Genomic DNA, 17,534 nt, shown 5'->3' on the forward strand with positions numbered 1-17,534 from the left:
ACAGAATTTTGCGCTGTCATGTGGGTGTCGCAAATTATGTTGCTCTCTCTGGAGAGGCGACCTTGGCGCTGTATATATAGACGCTCTATATATATACGCGCCGCAAGTGGACGTATCCCCGAGCCTTCGGGCAGGATTTCCGCGCGTCGCGGCTGGTGCATGCCGGACTACCATCGGATGTAATCGATGTGGCGAAGGCGGGAAAGTTCGCGCCTCACGCTGGCTTCGTTGATCAGCCATGGGGGTGCGCCCACGTCGCAGAGCAGGTGCGGCTCCATGTCCTGGGCCATGTTGCGCATCCGCGCCGTGTTGCGCCAAGCGCGATAGGCGTGCCAAATGCGCGTGAGGAAGCTGCGGTCCGGTGCTTGCGCGGCCTCCAACACGGCAGGCGTTGCAGGGAGTGCGGGCGATAGGCCGACGGCTGCAGAACGCGAAGGTATGGGTGCGACGGGGATGGACGCGATTGTTACGGACGCGACAGGTCCGGCCGTGGGCAGGGGTCCGCGGGGCGTGCCGACCAAGGAAGACGTGGGTGTGAGAGGTTGCGCGGTCATAACGGGCTCCTTTTGTTTCGTTTTGGTAAGCTTAAGCGCCCAAAGACCCGCTGAAAATCGAATTGTTTTGGCCCTTTCGGTAAGCTACGATGACCAATATTTCTTGAATAGGCCTGCCATGCGGTTGCCGCTGAATACCCTCCCCGCTTTTCGCGTTGTTGCGGAACTGCAGAATCTGCGCGCCGCCGCTGAGCGGCTGCACTTGACGCACAGCGCCGTGAGCCAGCAAATCAAGGTGCTTGAAGAGCAAATTGGCTTTCCGCTTTTCGAGCGTAGCGGCCGTGGCATCGTGTTGAACTCGGCCGGTGCGGCGTTGCTGTGCAGCGTGCAGGGCGCCATGGCGTTGCTCGACGAAGGGCTGATGACGGCGAACGCGGCCGCGAGCGGGCGCGAACAACGGTTGCGCGTGTCGGTATTGCCATCGTTTGCGCAGCGCTGGCTGTTGCCGCGCATGGCGCGGTGGCGCGCCCGGCATCCGGAACTGGCATTGGAGATCGAGACTTCCCAGCAGGTGGTCGATCTGGCGCGGGACGGATTCCATGCCGCGCTTCGGATCGGGCAAGGGCCGTGGGCCGGGGTGGAGTCAGAGCCGCTGTTTGATGTGCCGCTGCCGCTCATCGTGCTGGCGTCGCCTGAGACGTTGGCGGCCCTGCCCGACAATTCGCCCGAAACGCTGGCGCGGCAGCCTTTGCTCGGCGAGCGCGAGCTTTGGCAGCATTGGTTCACGGCGGCCGGTTTTCCGACGCCGGTCACGCCCGTGGCTTCGTTCAATGATGCGGGGATGATGCTGCAGGCTGCCGAGCAGGGTTTGGGCATCACGCTTGGCCGTGAACTGCTGGCGGCCGACGCGCTTTGTGCGGGGCGGCTAGTGCAGGTGTCGCCCGTGCGCGTGCATTACGAACTGGGGCAGACCTACCACCTGGTGTACCGGCCGAGCTTGCGGGATTGGGCGCCGCTGAATGCGTTCAAGCAATGGCTGCGCGACGAACTGGAAATGTCGCGCCAGACCCTGGTGACCTCCAAGCCCGAGGACGAAAGTTAGAGCGCAGGCGAAAAAAAAGGTAAAGCGGCGGGCAGCAGCTTTACCTTGACCAAAACGCGGCGCCCGGCAGGACATTGCCTAAAAAGCCTGAGTTCGCTTCGCTCGAAAGACCAGGCGGACGCCGCGACGGCGGCAGTCAATCTGTAGTCGTGCTTCAGGCCGCCTTGCGCGCCGATGCCGCGACGGGCTGCATCGAGTCGGTTTCGTTGAACCGCTGGTGCCAGGAGAACGCTTCTTCCAGCAGATGCGGCGTCTGGCCGCCACGGGCGCAAGCACGATCGAAATAGTCTTGTAGCGCGTCGCGGTACGACGGATGCACGCAGTTCTGAATGATGGCGCGGGCGCGCTCACGTGGCGCAAGGCCGCGCAGATCAGCCAGACCGCATTCCGTGACGAGCACGTCAACGTCGTGCTCCGTGTGGTCGACGTGGGACACCATTGGCACCACGCTGGAGATGTCGCCGTTCTTGGCCATCGACTTGGACACGAAGATGGCAAGATGGGCATTGCGGGCGAAGTCGCCTGAGCCGCCGATGCCGTTCATCATGTGCGTGCCGCCAACGTGTGTGGAGTTCACGTTGCCATAGATGTCGAATTCCAGCGCCGTGTTGATGGCGATGATGCCCAGGCGCCGCACGATCTCGGGTGCGTTGCTGATTTCTTGCGGACGCAGCACGATGCGCTGGCGGTAGTGCTCCATGTTGGCGAGGATCTTCTCGTACACGGGCTTGGATACGGTGATGGACGACGCCGAGGCGAATGCCAGCTTGCCCTGGTCGAGCAACTCGATCGCGCTGTCCTGCAGCACTTCGGAATACATGACCAGGTTCTCAAAATCAGACGACTCGAACCCGTGCAAGACCGCGTTGGCGATGGTGCCTATGCCTGCCTGCAACGGCAGCAGCGCGTTGGTCAGGCGACCAGCATCCACCTCGCCGCGCAGGAATTGGTTGATGTGACCTGCAATGGCGTTGGTCTCGGTATCGGGCGGCAGCGCGTTGGAGGGGCTGTCGGGCTCTTGCGTGATGACGATGGCGGCGATCCGGGCAGGATCGACCTCGATGCAGGTCTGACCGATGCGCTGGTCCGCAGACACCAGGCCGATGGGCTGTCGGGCGGGACGGTCGCCGGGAACGTAGATATCGTGCAGGCCTTCGATGGCGGCAGGCACGCTCATGTTCAGTTCCACAATGATCTTGTCGGCCTGCTGCACGAACGACGCGGAGTTGCCCACGGACATGGTCGGCACGATCGCGCCGGATTCCGTGATGGCGGCGGCCTCGATGATGGCCACGTTGATGGGGCCCAGATGGCCCGCCCGCAACTGCTCCACGGTTTCGGACAAATGCTGGTCGATGAAGGCGATTTCACCCTGATTGATCTTGCGGCGCAGGGTCGTGTCGACCTGGAACGGCAGACGCCGTGCCAGCGCATTGGCCTGCGCCAGCATCTTGTCGGTGTCGTGGCCGAGTGATGCGCCCGTGATCAACGTGATGGCGAGCGGTTCGCGTTCTGCGCGCGCTGCCAGCGCGGCCGGCACCGACTTACAGTCGCCTGCCCGAGTGAATCCGCTCATTCCGACGGTCATTCCGTCCTGAACCAGTAAAGCGGCCTGCTCGGCTGAAGTGATCCTGGCGTGCAGGTCGGCGTTACGGATCCGGTCGAAAGGCATGGTGTCTCCAAATTCAAAGGCTGGCGGCTTAGGGCCGGGCGTAGCGGCTGGGGTCTGCAGCGCCCGGGCACCGTCTGACGCGGCGTTTCCCGAAGTCCCGAAGGCCGTGGATACGGGCGCCGGGACGATTTTTCGGCAGTATAGGAAGCCGAGGGCAAATCTCGTAATGACTTAAAATCATCCGTTCCAGTCGTTTTTTTCATCATTTGAATTTTTCTCGCGCACGGCGCGGAGGGTCAGCTTTCCCATGGACGTGCGCGCATTGCGGTATTTCGTGGAAACCGTCAGGCATGCCAGCTTCACGCAGGCGGCCAAGGCGCTGTTCGTCACGCAGTCCACAGTCAGCAAGATGATCCGGCAACTGGAAGAAGAAGCCGGCGCGCCGCTTCTGATCCGCGACGGGCACACCGCCCGCCCTACCGATACCGGCCGGGTCATGTACCAGCGTGGCCTTCAAGTGCTGGAGACGATGCGCCAACTGTCGGAGGAAATGCGCCAGACCGCGGAGCTGGGACGCGGGTCTCTCGAGGTCGGTATCCCGCCCATGATCAATCTGCTGTTCACGCCCGTTGTGAAGCGGTTCCGCGAATTGCATCCCGGCATCCACCTGACCCTGCGCGAAGGCACGGGCCAGGCGGTGGAAAACCTGGTGGCCAGCGGCGAACTGGAGGTCGGCGCCACCATCCTGCCTGTCGCCCCCGACGGCGGTCTGGCCGCGCAGGCGTTTGGCAGCTATCCGATCTGGGTGATCGGGCCGCCAGACGCGCCGTGGGCCGGAAAAACGTCGCTCCCGCTGAGCGCACTGCGCGAGGCGCGGCTGCTGATCCCCACCGACGACTTCGCAATCACCCGGCGGTTGCGGCAGGCGTTTGCCGATGCGGGTCTGCAGCCCAGCATCGCGGCGCAAAGCGCGCATTGGGATTTTCTGGTGGCAATGGCCTCGGCAGGACTTGGCGTGGCCCTCTTGCCCGAACCGCTGATGCAGCGGATGAAGACCCGCGGCCTGAGTACCGCGAAGCTTGCGAAGTCGGGCATCCAGTGGGAGGTTGGCCATATCTGGCTGCAGTCCGGCTATCTGTCGTTTGCCGCGCGTGCATGGTTGCAGGTCTGCGACGCGGTGCTGGGCAAGCCTCGCACGCGGGCTGCACTGGCGTCCGGACGCCAGTTGAAGTGAATCCAAACGTTCGGCTGGTAAACAGGCGTTGCGACAGCCGTCATGGCCGGTCGGCATGCTGATCTGGCCGGCCAAATCCGGCCCCAATTTCCCGGCCCGCTAGCGAGGTCAAGCCCACGAACTAGCACCTCTAAAAATACAGGGACGCAACACCAGTTTTTGTTGCAACGGGTGAGGCGGCGGCTTGTTATGCTGCCGCCTCCACGCGAGCAACTCGCCCCAAAAACATGATCCCCACCACGCCCACTCAGCCCTTTCGCGCCCGCCTACCCCGCGCGCCCAACCTGGCGGCGCTGCTTGCTGCGCTGCTGCTGGTCTTCTGCTTCCTGCCCGCCTTTGCGGCGCCGCCCGCCGCCCCCGCCGACACCGAAGCCGTTCTGGGTGCGGCCCGCAAGCAGATTGACGAGATCCGCAAGCGGGTCCCCGACGAAACGGACGACGCCGTGCTGCTCAAGCAGCGGGGCGAGGCGCTGGACATCCAGTCCAAGGCAGACGCCGCAACTGAAGCGCTGACGCCGCAACTGGCCAGCGTGACCGCACGCCTGAGCGAACTGGGCACGCCGCCGGACGGCGCGAAGGAAGCGCCGGATGTGGCGGCGCAGCGCGCCCAGCTGGAAAAGAACAGCCGCGCGCTGGACGCGCAGATCAAGTTGGCGCGGCTGCTGTCAGTGGATGCCGGCCAGACGGCTGAACAGATTTCAGCCCAGCGGCGCAAGCAGTTTCAGGCACGCTTGGGCGAGCGTCGCGACTCCTTCCTGTCGGGCCAGTTCTGGGCCGAATTCCGCCAGGAGTTTCCCCGGGATCTGGAACGGCTTGAAGCGTTGCGCGATGACCTGTCCACCGCCGTGGGACAGACGCCGAAATGGGGTTGGCTGCTGCTGACGGTCGTTGCCGGTCTGGCAATTGCACTGCGCGTCTGGGTTGGCCGGTATCTGCTGCGGCTCACGGCAACCCGAGTACCGCCCGGACGGCTGCGCCGATCGTTTCTGGCGGTGGCCCTCGTGGCGCTTTCGGTCGCCACGCCTGGCGTGATCGCCTTGCTCATCCAGACCGGCCTGGACTGGAGATCGCAACTGTCGGACAGCACCGATTCGCTCCTGACCAACTTGGTAGCCACGGTCTGCTTCGGCGGCTTCGTGTCGGGGATGGGCTACGCCTTGCTGTCCACCAATCGTCCGTCCTGGCGCCTGCCGCCGGTCAGCGACATCGTGGCGAACCGGCTGCGCTGGCTTCCCGGCACGCTGGGCGTGCTGGTGGTCCTGATCTGGCTCGCGGAACGGTTGCCCGTCCTGCTGGACGCCAGCCTGACCACGACCATCACCCTGACCGGCATCGTGGGCGTTCTGAGCATGGCGCTGCTTGCCGCCGTGCTGTTCATCGGCCGCCGCCTGCGCCGGCAGGTCATGCAGGACAGCGAAGCGCCGATTCCGCTGTGGGTCTCGCTGATGCTGGCCGCCATCTGGACGGTGCTGATCGTCAGCTTCGCCAGCCTGCTGCTCGGCTACGTGGCGTTCGGCAGCTTCCTGGTCAAGCAGGTGTTGTGGGTGCTGATCGTGCTGGCGTCGGCCTACCTGGCCTCGACGCTGGTCGAGGACGGTTTCAGCACCTTGTTGGGCACGGCGCACCGCGAAGGCGGTGAAGGCGAAGGGCCCAGCATGCGCGATCAGGCCGCGGTGCTGCTGTCCGGACTGGGTCGCGTGGCCATCGCGCTGCTTGCCATCATTCTGGTGTTGGCGCCGTTCGGCGAAGCGCCGATGGACCTGGTGCAGCGCTTTGACCAGCTCCGCAAGGGCCTGGCCATCGGCGAGGCGCAGATCCGGCCCGGCGCGGTGCTGCAGGCGTTGATCGTGCTGGCGCTGTCGCTGCTGGGCGTGAAGATGCTCAAGCGCTGGCTATCCAACCGCTATCTGCCCACCACGGAGCTGGACCCGGGCATGCAGTTGTCGGCCGCGACGCTGTTTGGGTACGGCGGCTTCGTGCTGGCCGTGGCGTTGTCGCTGTCGGCCGCGGGAATCGGACTGGAGCGGGTCGCGTGGATCGCGAGCGCGCTGTCGGTGGGTATCGGTTTTGGCCTTCAGGCGGTGGTGCAGAACTTCGTGTCGGGCCTGATTTTGCTGGCCGAGCGGCCGGTGAAGGTGGGCGACTGGGTTTCGCTGGGCGGCGTCGAAGGCGACATCCTGCGCATCAATGTGCGCGCCACCGAGATCCAGATGGGAGACCGGTCGACGGTGATCGTGCCCAACTCCGAATTCGTGACGAAAACGGTGCGCAACGTGACGCGGTCCAATCCGCTTGGCCTGGTGCAGATCAAGCTGCCCATGCCGTTGTCGACGGATGCCGAGCAGGTGCGTGAACTGATGCTGCAGGCGTTGGCGGATCACGAAGACGTGCTGGAGTCGCCGGCGCCCAACGTCTTCCTGGACGGTATCGACGCAGGCCACCTGATCTTCAATGCTAGGGGCTATGTGTCGTCGCCGCGTGCCGCGTACGGCGTGCGCAGCGCGCTGCTGTTCACCGTGCTCAAGCGCCTGGACGAGGCCAAGCTTGAAGTGTCGTCCCCGCCGACCATGCTGCTCGCGTCGGCGCCGGAACCCGCGCAGGCGCCCGCGCCCGTCGCGGTCCCGCCGCCCGCCACGCCCTGATTGCCGTCATGCACAGGCCGCTTCAGCCGGGAGAGTACAGGTCGGCGAACTGTTGCCGCTCCACGCGAGGGTTGCGCAGTGGCGGCGCGGTGAACGCGGCGCTGCGGGCTGACAGAACCGGATAGCCCTGCACCATCGGCGTTGCCGCCGCCTGCGGCAGCGCGGGCGCCGTGGCTGCAGTCTGGACGGGCGTCTGCGGCGCGACCTGCGCCACGGCGCCGCTGTCGAACCGATGGTCCGCCGTCGTCAGCGCAGGATTGGTGCAGAGCCCCTGCGCCACCAGCGCCGCCTTGGTGCGATCGTCGGTCTGGCACAGGATATCGATGGCCGCGGTTTCCAGACGCCGCGAGCGATCCGCGTCCTTGGTCGATGCCGCAGCCTGCATCGTGCGCTCGAAGTTGCGGCGCAGACTGCATTTCTGGTCCTCGATCGGAATCGCGACGTTCATCCCGAAACCCACCACGGACCCGCCGCCGCCCGCTGACACCATGCAGCTGTCCGACGAGAACGAGCCGTAGAAGCTCTGGCCGCCAACCGGCGGTGCGCTGCGCAACGTGCTGGTCCCGCTGTTGCTTGAGTTGAGTGTGATGCCCTGGTTGTTGCCCGCGTTGGTCGACCCGGACGATGCCGACGTCGTGGAACTGGACGTGCTGGTCTGCGCCCCCGCCGACATGGCGGCGAGCGACAGGGAGATGGCTAGAACGATGCTCTTCATGATGTCCCCTCGCCCGGACGGCCGAAGCCGTCCGGATAATTGGGTCAGCGATTGAACCCAACGACATGGCCCACCGGGCCGACGCCGTGTATCGACCCGAACGCGCCGATATTTGCCGCGTGGAACGAGCCCGTCGCCGAGGCGCTCGTATCCGTCTTGCCGAACGTTGCGCCGCCGTTGGCGATGCTGTCGCCGACCATGATTGGGGCGTTGCCCGTCACATGTCCGTACGACTCGCTATTGGCGTACTGCCGCGTGCTGGTGACGACTTGCGTGCCGTCGCGGCTGAACGATCCGCCGACTTCCGCGATGCCGCCCGTGCTGCCGAACGACGTCTGGCTCGACGAGCCGTAGCCGTTCACCTGGGTGGCCACCACCGAACTGCCGGTGGAGATGGACGAAGCGGTACCGTTGATGGCGCCGGCGTGACCGGTCACCGAACCGCCGACCTGGCCCGGGCCAGTGGCGTAAGCCGATGCGGCAAACAATGACAACGCGGCGACTGCTGCGAGCTTTTTCATTTGAGCTCCTCCTGATCCGTCTGCACGGATGCACAGGTGCCGGAGACCGACCGGCGCGGACCGTTACTACCCAGGAACTGCGCCCTTGCATTCGCAGGGCGTGGGACTTTCGTATTGGTACGGAATGATTGCGCCGTCCTAGGCAGGCCGGTATCGGTTAAACGAACGACCGGGTCTATCTGGAGGATGGACTCGCGAATTACACAAACCTGAAAGCGGAGATACCGGCTTCGCGCGGCCATGCGTATGGATGACGCAATGCGTCCGTCAAGCCCCGCTTGCGGGTGGGTTTCAACTCAAAGGATGGGGCCGCGCGCGTGAGGCTCACGCGTGATATCTAACGCGCCAGGCGTAGCAGCCAGCCGGTCTCGCGTCGCGCCAGCATCAGGTCCACGGCCACCAGCACAAGCAGGAAGCCGCATTCGGCCACGTACAGATTGGCAAGCACCTGATAGCTGCCCAGCAGGACAATGCCGGTAACGCCCGCAAGATACGCGGGCCAGGCGGGCGGCAGCCCGGCCGCAACGCCGCTTGTGCGGCGCGACAGGCATAGCCACGCAACGAGCGGCAATCCAAGCATCGACAAAGGAATGTAGATGGCGATGGCAGACAGCAGCACCACAACGCCGAATTGCGTATGCAGGTACAGGGACATCAGAGCAATGATGCCGACGGCGACATACCAGAGTAGGCGGACGGAAATGAGACGAGTCAATGTGACGGCTCGGTAATTCATGAAGCGGGCTGGAATCGAGGTTTTCGGCCATACTACTCCCGCCTTGCCTACCCCCATCAATCGGAGACCAAGCCATGATTCAGGAGATTGCCAGCATCCACGTCCGCGAAGGACAGGAAGCGCTGTTTGAAGCCGGTGTTACCCAGGCGAAGCCGCTTTTTCTGCGCGCCAAGGGCTGCCATGGCATGGAACTGTACCGCAGCATCGAGCAGCCGCAGCGCTACACGCTGGTGGTGGATTGGGAAACGGTCGAAAACCACATGGTGGATTTCCGGGAATCGGCCGACTTCCAGGAATGGCGCAAGCTGGTCGGCGGCTTTTTCGTTGAGCCGCCCCAAGTGCACCACGAGCAAAAAGTGATTTGAACTTTCGGCGCCGGTCCAGCGGCTGCGCGGACCGGCGCTTATTCTTCCGGGGGCTCGTTGTATTTGCGAGCGCTGCGCCGGAACGCATCGGCGGGATACTTGTTGGCGTTCTTCACCATCTTGCCGGCAACCGCCTGCGCGATATCAATGCCAAGCTGATCCGCCAGGGCCACCAGATACATCTGCACGTCGGCGATCTCGTCCGCGGCGTCCGCAAGCCGGGCGGCCGGCAGATTGCGCGACTCGTCTTCATCCAGCCACTGGAACAACGAGACGAGTTCGCCCGTTTCCCCCGCCAGCGCCATCGCCAGATTCTTGGGCGAATGGAATTGCTGCCATTCGCGTTCAGCCGTGAACTGGCGCACGGCGAGGCGGATTGCTTCCAGGTCTGACATGGGAACTCCCAAAGAAATGGCGCCTCGTTTACGCGCAGGCCAGCCGAGCGCTGGCTGCAAGCGCGACCGCGACCGTCGTCCGCACGTCTGCCAACGCACGGTGGGTCGGCTGCGAGGCGCCGACGTGCCGCGCCAGGATGTCGAGCTTGTGCGACGGCAACTCCGGCCACGCGCGGCGCGCCAATGCCAACGTGCAGTGCGTGGCGTTCGAAAAAGGCAGCCCCGTCTGGTCAGCGGCCGCGCTCAGGAAGCGCCGGTCGAACGAGGCGTTATGGAAGAACACCGGCAGATCCTCGACAAAATCCAGGAACGACGAGAAGGCCTGCGCGACGGGAATGCCGTCGCGATCGACTTCAGCCTGCGTAATGCCGGTAAGACGGGATATGAAGGAAGGGACACGGCCGCAAGTGCGAACGACCTGCGTGTATTCGTTGACGACCGCCCCGCCCTCGCCCACTCTGACCGCCGCAAATTCAAGAATTTCGCAGCTTGCGGTGGACAGGCCGGTCGTTTCCAGGTCGGCCACGATGAAGGGGCGGCCCAACGCTTCAAGCGCGTGCGTCAAGGCCGCTTGCGCACGCGCCGTGGGACGGGCCGGCGATGCGCTGGCCGCACGCGTGCGCCGATAGAAATACGTCACGCGCTTACTCCGCCGGATGCAGGGCGGCGAACCGGGCCGAACCGTCGGCAAGCTGCCCGAAGAACAGATCGGCCGGGCGCACCCACAGCCCGCGCGCGTGCGGCCAGAGGTGTTCGTACACCACCATGGACTCTTCGGTTTCGGAATGGCGGGCAGTGCCTATGTAGCGGTAAAGGCCACCCTTGTAGTGGCGGTGCGTGGCAAGCGCGAGGGCTTCGGATTCAGTCATGGACATCGGGCAAAAGGCATGGCCCGCGGCGGAAATTGCCCGCGCGGGCCACAGATGATCGGCAATGCCGTCTTTATAGCGCACTCGCGCGCAGATGCCCCGCTCGCTAGGCGGCGCGCAATCGTCTTGTGGGTTCGGCGTGGGTATCGGTGAGATCTTCGGTCACGCCGGCCAGCTTGTCCGATTGCGCCAGCGACACTTCAACGACTTGGGCCATGATTTCGGTCACGCGGCGAGACGACGCGACGATCCCCTCCATCGTGCCGCCGGCGGACTGGACCTGCACCGCGCCGCCTTCGACCTGCGCCACGGAGGTCGTAATGAGCGCCTTGATTTCCTTCGCGGCCGCCGCGCTGCTTTGCGCCAGATTGCGGACCTCTGATGCCACGACCGCGAAGCCCCTGCCGTGCTCGCCGGCGCGCGCGGCCTCGACGGCCGCGTTCAGCGCAAGGATGTTGGTCTGGAATGCAATGCCGTCCATGACCCCGATGATCTCGGAAATGCGGCGCGAACTGCCCGTGATGGCTTCCATGGTCGTCACCACGTCGCGCATCGTATCGCCGCCCGTTTCAGCGATGCGGCTGGCGTCCTGGGCGAGGCTGTTGGCCTGTCGCGCGCGTTCGGCGTTTTCGGTCAGGCCCTGGACGGCCACTTGCAGCGTCTGCGCGGCGGTAAAGCGCTTGGTGATGTCGGTAGCGAACTTCACCACCTTGAATGGCCGGCCCTGCGCATCGAGAATGGGGTTGTAGCTGGCTTCGATCCAGACCTGGCGTCCGCCCTTGCCCAAGCGCATGTACTGGCCGGTGTCGTGCTCGCCATTGCGCAGCCGGCGCCAGAAATCCTTGTACGCCGTGCTTCGGGCTTCTTCGGGCGGGACAAAGAGGCTGTGATGCCGGCCCAGCACCTCGTCGGCGCGATACCCCACCGCACCGAGAAACAGGTCGTTGGCACGCAGGATGGTGCCGTCGAGATTGAACTCGATGATCGCCTGGACCTTGGAAATCGCCGCGAGCTGCCCTTCGGAATCTGCCTGGCGATTTTGCTGATCGGTTATGTCGGTGGCGTACTTGATCACCTTCACCGGCCGTCCGCGCTTGTCAAAGATGGGGTTGTACGACGCCTGCAGCCAGACGTCCGAGCCATCTTTGCGAATCCGCCGATAACGGCCGGAATCATGTGCGCCCTGTCCCAGCCTTTCCCAAAAGGCTGCATATTGCGGCGACCCGCGTTCATCGGGATCGATGAACATGCGGTGGTGACGCCCCTGGATTTCTTCGAGCGAATAGCCCGTGGTGTCCAGGAAGTTCTGATTGGCCATCAAGATGTGGCCGTTCAGATCAAACTCAATGACCGCCTGGGATTTGTGAATGGCGTCGATCTGTCCCAGCAGGTCGTTTTTATCGGTACTGCGATATCCACGGATGAAGCGGCCAAGAGTATGCCAAAGCATGGAAACCTCCAGGGTGTGTTTGCCGGCGTGCCTGGTACACGTAATTTTTATGTATCTAATGGAAACTACTTAATCCCAGAAATTATCATGGCCCGATGTATTTCTGAATGTCCCTTTTAAAAAGAATTCAAAGCGTCGTCACGACGCACACTCGGGAAATCCCGGATTCAAGCGGCGTCCAGCTCGCGATATTGGCGGAAAATGCCCTCGCCAAACGGCAAGCGCCGGCCGCTCGAAAAATAGGCCTGCAGTTCAGGCAAAGCGGTCACGCGCTCGTGCAGGGCGAACACATTTGGATAATGTGCGGCAACGGTCGCCATGCGTTTGGGAAACGCGAACAGCAAGCCATCGACCAGGTGATAAAGGGACAAGTCCACGTAGGTCCATTTGGCGCCGCCCGCCAACCACGCCTGCGGCCCATCCAGCAGCCGTTCGAAATATCCCAGGAACTTCGGAATACGCGCTTCGCGAAATACCTTGGCGCGGCGGGCGGCCTCTTCTTTCTGGTCTTCGTAATAATCGCTGGCGGAAATGGGGTGATGGGTGTCGTGCGCTTCGGCCACCATGTCGGCAATGGTGAGTTGCAACTGGTTTACCCACAACCGGCCTTCACGCGATTCGGGCGCAAGGCCATGCTTCTCGCCGAGGAAAAGCAGAATATTGGCGGTCTGCCCCAACGTCATTTTTCCGGCCACCAGATAAGGCGGCGCAAAAGGCGGGTGCTTGCGGGCCGATTGCATGTCGTCGATCAACGCGCTTTCGTCGGCGCCCGGATCGCGGGCGCGTTCCCGATACGAAATACCGCCCGCTTCCAGCGCCAGGCGCACGAATTCTCCCCGCCCGGGAATGCCATCCCAATACCAAAGGTCGTAGGTCATACGGTCTCCTTTCAGTTGGTGCAGCCTAACCTGCAGTCTGCAGTCGGAACAGCGCGTTAGCAAGGCGCATGCCGGGCGCCTTCAAGAAAAATGGCGCGCCGGTCGTAAGCAAGCGCGCCATTTTTACTGACAGGAAGTTCCCTACGCCTGCGCCGCGTCTTCGAGGATCATCTCCGCGCCGCGCTCGGCCACCATCATGACGGCGGCCTGCGTGTTGCCGGAAACCATCTTCGGCATGACCGAGGCATCCACCACGCGCAGGCCCGTCAGCCCGTTGACACGCAGCCGCACGTCCGTGACGGCCGCGGCGTCCGTTCCCATGCGGCAGGTGCCGATGGGGTGGTAGATGGTCTGTCCGTTGCGCCGCGCAAAGTCCAGCCATTCGTCATCGCTGTCCACCTGCACGCCGGGGCTGACCTCGGCCTCCACGTAGCGTTTGAGGGCGGGCTGACTCACGATGCGGCGTGCCACCTGCATCCCGCCTACCAGGCTGTCGCGGTCGACTTGCGCGGACAGGAAGTTGGGCCGGATGGCAGGTCCGGCCAGCGGATCGGCCGACTTAATGTGAATGGACCCGACGGACTCGGGACGCAACTGCGCCACCCCGATCGTCATGCCGGGATGCCGGTCCAGGATGCGTTCGGCAGCGTTGGCGTAGCTGGCGTGCACGAAGAAAAACTGCACGTCGGGGGTGGGCAATCCGGGCGCGCTTTTCACGAAGCCGTGCACCAACCCTGTGCCCAGGGTCAGGATGCCTTTGCGGCTTATGTAGTAACGCGCCACCTGCTGCGCCAGCCGCCAGCCGCGCGACATTTCGTTCAAGGTGACCGTGTTCTTGACGCGCCAGTTCATGCGCGTGGCGAAGTGGTCGATGTAGTTTTCGCCCACCGCCGGCTGCGCGTGCACCACGCCGATACCGTGCGAGGCCAGCAAGGCTGCATTGCCCACTCCGGACAGTTCGAGCAATTGCGGGGATTGCACCGCACCCATGCAGACCAGCGTTTCGCGGCGTGCGCGCACGACGTGTTCCTGCCCGTTCTGGCGGTAGACCACGCCCACGCAGCGCTTACCTTCAAACACCAGACGCGTGACATGGGCGCCGCATTCGACACTGAGGTTGCGCCGTCCCGCGGCCGGTTTCAGGTAGCCGTCCACGACACTCCAGCGCCGGCCGTGGTGCTGGAGCACCTGGTAGTAGCCCACGCCTTCTTGATCGCCGCTGTTGTAGTCCGGATTGAAGGGTTGGCCGTCTTCGCGCGCAGCCTGCAGGAAGGCGTCCGACACCGGAAAGCGCTCGGCCACCTCTTCAAGGTGCATCGGGCCGTCCTTGCCGCGGGTCTCGCCGCCCGGCGCGTAGTTCTCTATCTTGCGGTAGATGCGCTCGGCCACGTCGCGTCCCCAACCGGCGGCTCCCGCGGCCACCCAGCCGTCGTAATCCTGGGGCTGGCCGCGCACGTAGATCATGCCGTTGATCAGCGTGGACCCGCCCAATCCCTTGCCGCGGGGCACGGCGATGACGCGTCCGTGGACGTTGTCCTCGGGTTCGGTGGCAAAGCGCCAGTTGTATTGCGGATCGACCAGCAGCTTGGAAAAGCCCGCCGGAATGGGAATCCACATGCTGCGCGCCTCGTGGCCGGCCTCCAGCAGCAGCACGCGATACTTGCCGTCCGCGCTGAGGCGGTTGGCCAGGATGCAGCCGGCCGTTCCGCCACCCGCGATGATGAAGTCGTAGTCGCCCATCGTTGTCTACCGAATGTGTGCAGCGCCGTCTAACGGGCGGACGTCACGCCCAGCGTTTCCACCATCAGTTCGATCTGGCAGGCCAGCATCGGCGCGCCGTAATGAATCTTGCAGCCGCGCGCCTGCGCCGCCACGAGCAGCGCCGTGTCCTTGGGCTGCATGATGACCTCGCAGACCAGTTGGTCCGGCGTCAGGCGGCTCACGTCCAGCGGTAGCGGATCGCCCTCTTTCATGCCCAGCGACGTGCCGTTGACGACGAGGTCATGGCCGGCCGGGTCGGCATTGCCCACCGCGATCTGCGCGTCTGGATGCAGCGACAGGATGCGGGCCTTCAGGTCCTCGGCCTTGGCGGGCGTGCGGTTGGCGATGGTCAGGCGTGAGACGCCAGCCTGCACCAGCGCGAAGCCGATCGCATTGGCTGCGCCGCCCGCGCCCGCCAGGTAGACGCTCTTGCCCTCGGGGGCGACGCCGCAACTGCGCAGGCCACGCACGAAGCCCTCGCCGTCCAGCATGTGCGCCACGAGGCGCCCATCGGCCTCACGCCGCAACACATTGGCCGCGCCGATCTTGCGTGCGACGGGCGTGGCGTCGTCGGCCAGTTCCAGGATGGCGGTCTTGTGCGGCACCGTGACGATCACGCCGCCCAGGTTTTCCAGGCGGCGCAGGCCGTCGACCACGGCCGCCAGGTTGTCGGGCCGCGCGTGAAATGGCACGCAGACGCCATCGAAACCGATCTTGGCGAAGTGTTCGTTCATGCGCTGCGGCGTCTTCACATGGTGAATCGGGTCGGCGAGGATGCCGAACAGGCGCGTGTTGCCGCTGATTTCCTTCATGGATGTCTCCGGATCAATGCTGGATGAATTCTCGCGCGACGCCGGCAATGCCTTCGGCGTCTAGCTTGTAATGGGCGTACAGCGTGGTGGGCGGCGCAATGAGGCTGTATTCGTCATAGATGCCATGACGGCGCAACCGCGTGCCGGTGCCCGCGTCGGCCAGCACCTCGGCAACTGCCGATCCCAGGCCGCCCAGCACATTGTGCTCTTCGACCGTCATCATCAGGCGCGACTGCCCGGCAGCCTTCAGGATGGCGTCGCGGTCCAGCGGCTTGATCGTCGGCATGTCGATCACGCCAACCGACAGGCCCTCTTCGCGCAACTGGCGAGCCGCGGCCAGCGCACCGTGCAGCGTGATGCCGCAGGCGATCAGCGTCAGGTCGCTACCGGTTTCGTGGACGATGGCACGGCCGAATTCGAACGGCGTGTTGTCTTCGTAGACCTGCGGATCGCGCCCGCGGCCGATACGGAAATAGATCGGTTCGGGCCAGTCCGCCGACGCCTTGATGGCCGCCGCCAGTTGCGGCCCGTCGGCGGGAGACACCACCGTCAGGCCCGCCAGTGCGCGCATGGTGGAGATGTCTTCGGTGGCGTGGTGCGAGGTGCCGTAGAAGCCCAGACTGATACCCGTGTGATGGCCGATCAGGCGGACCGGGAGGCGCGTGTAGGCGACGTCCATCCGGATCTGTTCGCAGCACAGCAACCCGAGGAACGACGCGAACGTGGCGACGAACGGCATCATGCCGGTCGTTGCCAGCCCGGCGGCCGCCGAAACCATGTTCTGCTCAGAGATGCCGAACTGCACGTAGCGGTCGGGATAGGCCTCGGCGAAGCGGTTCAGCCCGTTCGAATACTGCAGGTCGGCCGATCCGGCCACGACGGGATGCCCGGCCTTCACCAGCTCGATCAATCCGTCGGAAAGGTAGGACAGCCCGGGGTTCACCGCATTCAGGGCGCGGTACTGCCAGGAATCGGGAGAGAGTACTTGTGCCTGTGCCATTCAGATCTCGCGGGAGAGGATTTCTTCGACAGCGCTTTGCGCATCTTGCGGGGCCAGGTAGCCCAGGTGCCAGCCCGGTTCGGTTTCCATATAGGAGACACCCTTGCCCTTGATGGTCCGGGCGATCACGCATGCGGGCTTGCCGCGCGCATCGTCGGCGCGCAGGCGGCGCAGCAGCGCAGTCAGTTCGGCAAGATTGTGGCCATCGACTTCGTGGACCTCCCAGCCGAACGCCTGCCACTTTTCTTTCAGCGACTCCACCCCCATGACGTCGTCGACCTTGCCGTCGAGCTGATAGCCGTTGCGGTCGATGATAGAGATGAGGCGGGACAAGCGGTTGTGCGCGGCGAACAACGCGGCTTCCCACACCTGCCCTTCCTGCATTTCGCCGTCGCCCAGCATCACGAACACGTTGAAGTCCCGCTGGTTCATGCGGCCGCCGACGGCCATGCCAACGCCGTTGGACAGCGCATGACCGATGGAGCCCGAGCTGAAGTCGACGCCCGGCACCTTGCTCATGTCGGGGTGATCGCCCAGGGGGCTGCCCAACCGCGTGTAGCCGTCCAGCAACGCGTGATCGATGAAGCCCAGATCGGCCAGCACGGGGAACAGGCCGACGGCGGCGTGGCCCTTGCCCATGAGGAAGCGGTCACGATCCGGCCACTGCGGCTCGCCCGGGCGCAGACGCATCACATCAAAATAAAGCGCCGCGAAGATCTCGGCGCACGAAAAGACGGAACTGTAGTGTCCGACCTTGGCAATTTCGATGAGGCGGATGGTCTCCAGCCTGATATGGCGGGCCTTTTCCCGCAGCATCGCGATTTCCCCTGCGGTAGGGGCCTCCTGATCCTTGCGCATCGCGCCTCCTCCTGTCGTATGGATATATGATATATAATATACCCATTGCGCTCGAATTGGCTACGCCGGGCTAGAATCGCTCCTGGATTC

17 protein-coding genes are annotated in these 17,534 nt (G+C 64.2%); 4 read left to right on the top strand and 13 right to left on the bottom strand.

The features are described from left to right. Positions 1-672 precede the first annotated feature (672 nt). Positions 673-1,596 carry a LysR substrate-binding domain-containing protein gene (locus B2W22_RS25420; RefSeq protein ID WP_175126023.1) on the top strand — a complete coding sequence of 308 codons (924 nt, stop codon included), beginning with the start codon at positions 673-675 and terminating at the stop codon, positions 1,594-1,596. 154 nt (positions 1,597-1,750) lie between these two features. Here the strand turns inward: B2W22_RS25420 and B2W22_RS25425 are convergent, their stop codons facing one another. Continuing rightward, the gene (locus tag B2W22_RS25425) at positions 1,751-3,268 is read right to left on the bottom strand and encodes an acetyl-CoA hydrolase/transferase family protein (protein ID WP_175186598.1); all 1,518 of its coding nucleotides are present in this window, start codon (positions 3,266-3,268) and stop codon (positions 1,751-1,753) included. Between the two features lie 247 nt (positions 3,269-3,515). Between B2W22_RS25425 and B2W22_RS25430 the strand changes: the two genes are divergently transcribed. Together B2W22_RS25430 and B2W22_RS25435 are read left to right on the top strand one after the other, a co-directional pair. Next, the gene (locus B2W22_RS25430) at positions 3,516-4,442 is read left to right on the top strand and encodes a LysR family transcriptional regulator (protein ID WP_286940049.1); all 927 of its coding nucleotides are present in this window, start codon (positions 3,516-3,518) and stop codon (positions 4,440-4,442) included. A gap of 227 nt (positions 4,443-4,669) precedes the next feature. Further along, positions 4,670-7,084 carry a DUF3772 domain-containing protein gene (locus B2W22_RS25435; RefSeq protein WP_286940050.1) on the top strand — a complete coding sequence of 805 codons (2,415 nt, stop codon included), beginning with the start codon at positions 4,670-4,672 and terminating at the stop codon, positions 7,082-7,084. A gap of 22 nt (positions 7,085-7,106) precedes the next feature. On the opposite strand, the gene B2W22_RS25440 is transcribed toward B2W22_RS25435, so the two are convergent. The 3 genes from B2W22_RS25440 to B2W22_RS25450 form a co-directional block, all read right to left on the bottom strand. After that, on the bottom strand, positions 7,107-7,799 hold the full coding sequence (locus tag B2W22_RS25440; RefSeq protein WP_175126016.1) for a hypothetical protein: 693 nt from the start codon (positions 7,797-7,799) through the stop codon (positions 7,107-7,109). Between the two features lie 44 nt (positions 7,800-7,843). Next, on the bottom strand, positions 7,844-8,320 hold the full coding sequence (locus B2W22_RS25445) for a hypothetical protein (protein ID WP_175126015.1): 477 nt from the start codon (positions 8,318-8,320) through the stop codon (positions 7,844-7,846). Between the two features lie 337 nt (positions 8,321-8,657). Continuing rightward, complete coding sequence (locus B2W22_RS25450) at positions 8,658-8,975, bottom strand: hypothetical protein (protein WP_286940053.1); 318 nt, start codon at positions 8,973-8,975, stop codon at positions 8,658-8,660. Between the two features lie 155 nt (positions 8,976-9,130). Here B2W22_RS25450 and B2W22_RS25455 point away from each other — a divergent pair, with 155 nt between their 5' ends. Further along, the gene (locus B2W22_RS25455; protein ID WP_056570634.1) at positions 9,131-9,421 is read left to right on the top strand and encodes an antibiotic biosynthesis monooxygenase family protein; all 291 of its coding nucleotides are present in this window, start codon (positions 9,131-9,133) and stop codon (positions 9,419-9,421) included. A 38-nt stretch (positions 9,422-9,459) separates the two neighbouring features. Here B2W22_RS25455 and B2W22_RS25460 read toward each other — a convergent pair whose 3' ends face one another. From B2W22_RS25460 to B2W22_RS25500, 9 genes are all read right to left on the bottom strand, one after another. Further along, positions 9,460-9,816, bottom strand: coding sequence for a nucleotide pyrophosphohydrolase (locus B2W22_RS25460; RefSeq protein ID WP_175126012.1), 357 nt, complete (start codon positions 9,814-9,816; stop codon positions 9,460-9,462). 28 nt (positions 9,817-9,844) lie between these two features. Then, complete coding sequence (locus B2W22_RS25465) at positions 9,845-10,456, bottom strand: 3'-5' exonuclease (protein WP_175126011.1); 612 nt, start codon at positions 10,454-10,456, stop codon at positions 9,845-9,847. A gap of 4 nt (positions 10,457-10,460) precedes the next feature. Beyond that, the gene (locus tag B2W22_RS25470; protein ID WP_056570982.1) at positions 10,461-10,685 is read right to left on the bottom strand and encodes a DUF1653 domain-containing protein; all 225 of its coding nucleotides are present in this window, start codon (positions 10,683-10,685) and stop codon (positions 10,461-10,463) included. 106 nt (positions 10,686-10,791) lie between these two features. Then, positions 10,792-12,135 (bottom strand): methyl-accepting chemotaxis protein, encoded by a 1,344-nt coding sequence (locus B2W22_RS25475; protein ID WP_175126010.1) that lies wholly within the window; start codon positions 12,133-12,135, stop codon positions 10,792-10,794. 167 nt (positions 12,136-12,302) lie between these two features. Continuing rightward, on the bottom strand, positions 12,303-13,013 hold the full coding sequence (locus B2W22_RS25480; protein WP_286940057.1) for a glutathione S-transferase: 711 nt from the start codon (positions 13,011-13,013) through the stop codon (positions 12,303-12,305). A gap of 141 nt (positions 13,014-13,154) precedes the next feature. Then, positions 13,155-14,753: a GMC family oxidoreductase gene (locus B2W22_RS25485; protein WP_286940058.1), complete on the bottom strand. Its 1,599-nt coding sequence runs from the start codon at positions 14,751-14,753 to the stop codon at positions 13,155-13,157. 29 nt (positions 14,754-14,782) lie between these two features. Beyond that, positions 14,783-15,586, bottom strand: coding sequence for a shikimate dehydrogenase family protein (locus B2W22_RS25490; RefSeq protein WP_175138292.1), 804 nt, complete (start codon positions 15,584-15,586; stop codon positions 14,783-14,785). A gap of 13 nt (positions 15,587-15,599) precedes the next feature. Further along, positions 15,600-16,586 carry a transketolase family protein gene (locus B2W22_RS25495; RefSeq protein WP_286940060.1) on the bottom strand — a complete coding sequence of 329 codons (987 nt, stop codon included), beginning with the start codon at positions 16,584-16,586 and terminating at the stop codon, positions 15,600-15,602. After that, on the bottom strand, positions 16,587-17,444 hold the full coding sequence (locus tag B2W22_RS25500) for a transketolase (RefSeq protein ID WP_286940062.1): 858 nt from the start codon (positions 17,442-17,444) through the stop codon (positions 16,587-16,589). Positions 17,445-17,534 lie beyond the last annotated feature (90 nt).

The sequence above is a fragment of the Achromobacter sp. UBA4530 genome (assembly GCF_002388205.1).
GTDB classification, from domain to species: Bacteria; Pseudomonadota; Gammaproteobacteria; order Burkholderiales; family Burkholderiaceae_B; genus Achromobacter; species Achromobacter animicus.

Coding starts and splice junctions, on each gene's coding strand:
- B2W22_RS25480 (WP_286940057.1), bottom strand. CDS start 13,013: ATGACCTACGACCTTTGGTATTGGGATGGCATTCCCGGGCGGGGAGAA.
- B2W22_RS25440 (WP_175126016.1), bottom strand. CDS start 7,799: ATGAAGAGCATCGTTCTAGCCATCTCCCTGTCGCTCGCCGCCATGTCG.
- B2W22_RS25500 (WP_286940062.1), bottom strand. CDS start 17,444: ATGCGCAAGGATCAGGAGGCCCCTACCGCAGGGGAAATCGCGATGCTG.
- B2W22_RS25495 (WP_286940060.1), bottom strand. CDS start 16,586: ATGGCACAGGCACAAGTACTCTCTCCCGATTCCTGGCAGTACCGCGCC.
- B2W22_RS25455 (WP_056570634.1), top strand. CDS start 9,131: ATGATTCAGGAGATTGCCAGCATCCACGTCCGCGAAGGACAGGAAGCG.
- B2W22_RS25420 (WP_175126023.1), top strand. CDS start 673: ATGCGGTTGCCGCTGAATACCCTCCCCGCTTTTCGCGTTGTTGCGGAA.
- B2W22_RS25430 (WP_286940049.1), top strand. CDS start 3,516: ATGGACGTGCGCGCATTGCGGTATTTCGTGGAAACCGTCAGGCATGCC.
- B2W22_RS25490 (WP_175138292.1), bottom strand. CDS start 15,586: ATGAAGGAAATCAGCGGCAACACGCGCCTGTTCGGCATCCTCGCCGAC.
- B2W22_RS25450 (WP_286940053.1), bottom strand. CDS start 8,975: ATGTCCCTGTACCTGCATACGCAATTCGGCGTTGTGGTGCTGCTGTCT.
- B2W22_RS25460 (WP_175126012.1), bottom strand. CDS start 9,816: ATGTCAGACCTGGAAGCAATCCGCCTCGCCGTGCGCCAGTTCACGGCT.
- B2W22_RS25485 (WP_286940058.1), bottom strand. CDS start 14,753: ATGGGCGACTACGACTTCATCATCGCGGGTGGCGGAACGGCCGGCTGC.
- B2W22_RS25445 (WP_175126015.1), bottom strand. CDS start 8,320: ATGAAAAAGCTCGCAGCAGTCGCCGCGTTGTCATTGTTTGCCGCATCG.
- B2W22_RS25425 (WP_175186598.1), bottom strand. CDS start 3,268: ATGCCTTTCGACCGGATCCGTAACGCCGACCTGCACGCCAGGATCACT.
- B2W22_RS25435 (WP_286940050.1), top strand. CDS start 4,670: ATGATCCCCACCACGCCCACTCAGCCCTTTCGCGCCCGCCTACCCCGC.
- B2W22_RS25470 (WP_056570982.1), bottom strand. CDS start 10,685: ATGACTGAATCCGAAGCCCTCGCGCTTGCCACGCACCGCCACTACAAG.
- B2W22_RS25475 (WP_175126010.1), bottom strand. CDS start 12,135: ATGCTTTGGCATACTCTTGGCCGCTTCATCCGTGGATATCGCAGTACC.